Source organism: Caldicoprobacter sp., assembly GCF_047459465.1.
Taxonomy (GTDB): Bacteria; Bacillota; Clostridia; order Caldicoprobacterales; family Caldicoprobacteraceae; genus Caldicoprobacter.
Genome location: NZ_VSCO01000215.1, coordinates 1 through 1,958 on the forward strand (window position 1 = coordinate 1; position 1,958 = coordinate 1,958).

Here is a 1,958-nt window from a genome sequence, read left to right on the forward strand (position 1 = left end):
TCCACTTTGGTTTGCTCAACCTGCATCAACTGCTCAATAATGGAATCCACATCAAGGCCGCTGACCAGTCCACCTATGCGTAGCATCCCCGTGCTATAACCATACGTGCTGGAAGTAGAATTTACAGCCATCCCTTCACCTCCAAACTTTTCTCATGTATACTTTTCATCTGGCGACTTATACCTTCTCATCCACGATTATTCCAGCCAGTTCCCACAGCTTGGCAATCAGATTGAGTATCTTCTCTGGAGGGATTTCGCGTATTACCTCGTTTGTCTCAGTATCTATAACCTTTACCATTATGGTATTTGTCTGCTCATGGACGGAATACTCAAAACGACGGTTTGTCCCCTCAAGAACTTTATTGGCCTGCTTAACGGCCTTCATGATATCATCTTCAAACACATTTTTATCTAACAAAGGATCGCCCTTTAACATTCTTTGAACATTGGCATCAATGTCTTTAAGCCCAGCATCTCTCGCCTGCTGCCCAACCCTGGGTACCGATTTTGCAACTGAAATTACCGATACTCCTTCCACGCGCATGAAAACTCTCCCCTCTAGTCCATATTTCTCATTTAATATTATCGGATGGGAGAGTGTAAAGCTTTAGAGAATTGGACTATATTTGTACTTTTCCTTTACCTTTTCACACTGTTGTCGGACACTATCTAAAAATTCCTTTATTATATCATCCATTGCAGTTCTCCCCCCAACTTAACCATGAGTATAAACTACCTATTATCTTCACCTATTCAGTACCTATTCAGTTCTCCCCTCATCAATGTCAAACATTACGGGGAAAACAATAATTCCAGGCTTCAGCAGCCCTTTTTCAACCCGTTCGCAATATGACGCAATAGGGCTGTCCTGATCTAAGACCTTTATCATAAAGGCTTGACTAGAAGTCCGCCTATCAACTACCTCAAAATTATGGGAATTACCAAGTGAAATCTGTAATTTTTCAGCAGGCAATGCAACATGCATCTCTCCCTGGGCTTTACTATATTCCTTCGATGCAAGGTAAGCCAGTATATCAGGAATATCCTCATCTTTTGCCAGCAATTCTTTTATATTCAAAATATTTGACCTGACGTACCTAACATATCCCAAAATCCTGTCATTTTTGATAACAACCGAACAGCGGCATTTAAGGCCATGATTGCTCCATTCGGTTATATTATCACCCGGAAAAAGCGCAAGTGCATCCGTACCATGTTGGTTTTTCCAAGCCTCCACCAACCATGAAATGTCCTGCTCATTGACAGGCCTATCCATAAAGCCTTCACCGTTAAAATTCTCCACATTGATGTTCACTTTGGTTCCTGACAGTGAAAACATCCCTGTCTTATACCCAAATCTCGGGTAATAATTTGGATGTCCGCAAAGCAATGAAAAAGCAAATCCTTTCTCCCTTGCCTTTCTGTACCCCTCTTCTATAAGCATGCTCCCTATACCTTTGCGCTGGAATTCCGGCATTACAGCCACGGGACCCAATACTACTCCCAACTGCTCTTGACCAAGAACTATAAATTTAAATGGAGAAAAAAGCACATGCCCCACAACCCTCCCATCATGTTCAGCAACCAAAGATAATTCGGGATCAAACATTGAATTGTGCCTGAGCAGACTCGCCAAGATGTGTTCCGAAATAAATTGATCATCCGGACGCCATCCAAGAAAAGCCGCGTAATTGATATTGGCTATGCTGTTATAATCCGATATCCTCTCGCTTCGTATTTTGATATCCATTGTATTCCTCCTTCTATCACAATTCTATCGCTAAACATAAAAAAAGACCAGAGGAAAATTCCTCTGGTCGTCCTGTCCTTATGCTTACCTGAGGAGTTGAAGTACCGCCTGAGGTAGCTGATTGGCCTGTGCAAGCATGGCCGTCGCAGCCTGCTGCAGTATGGTCTGCTTGGTGAACTCCATCATCTCTTTTGCCATATCTACAT

Annotated in this window: 3 protein-coding genes; all 3 read right to left on the minus strand. The window is 42.5% G+C overall.

Features of this window, described 5'->3' with window-relative positions:
* Positions 1-177: 177 nt before the first annotated feature.
* Positions 178-546 carry a flagellar protein FlaG gene (locus FWJ59_RS09470; protein WP_414481682.1) on the minus strand — a complete coding sequence of 123 codons (369 nt, stop codon included), beginning with the start codon at positions 544-546 and terminating at the stop codon, positions 178-180.
* Positions 547-762: 216 nt separating this feature from the next.
* Positions 763-1,752, minus strand: a complete 990-nt coding sequence (locus FWJ59_RS09475) for a GNAT family N-acetyltransferase (RefSeq protein ID WP_414481683.1) — start codon at positions 1,750-1,752, stop codon at positions 763-765.
* Positions 1,753-1,836: 84 nt separating this feature from the next.
* A partial coding sequence (locus FWJ59_RS09480; protein WP_414481684.1) for a flagellin occupies positions 1,837-1,958 on the minus strand: 122 nt, incomplete at its 5' end.

Bases quoted from the DNA above. Each gene is read 5' to 3' on its own strand.
- FWJ59_RS09470 (WP_414481682.1), bottom strand. From the start codon at position 546: ATGCGCGTGGAAGGAGTATCGGTAATTTCAGTTGCAAAATCGGTACCC.
- FWJ59_RS09475 (WP_414481683.1), bottom strand. From the start codon at position 1,752: ATGGATATCAAAATACGAAGCGAGAGGATATCGGATTATAACAGCATA.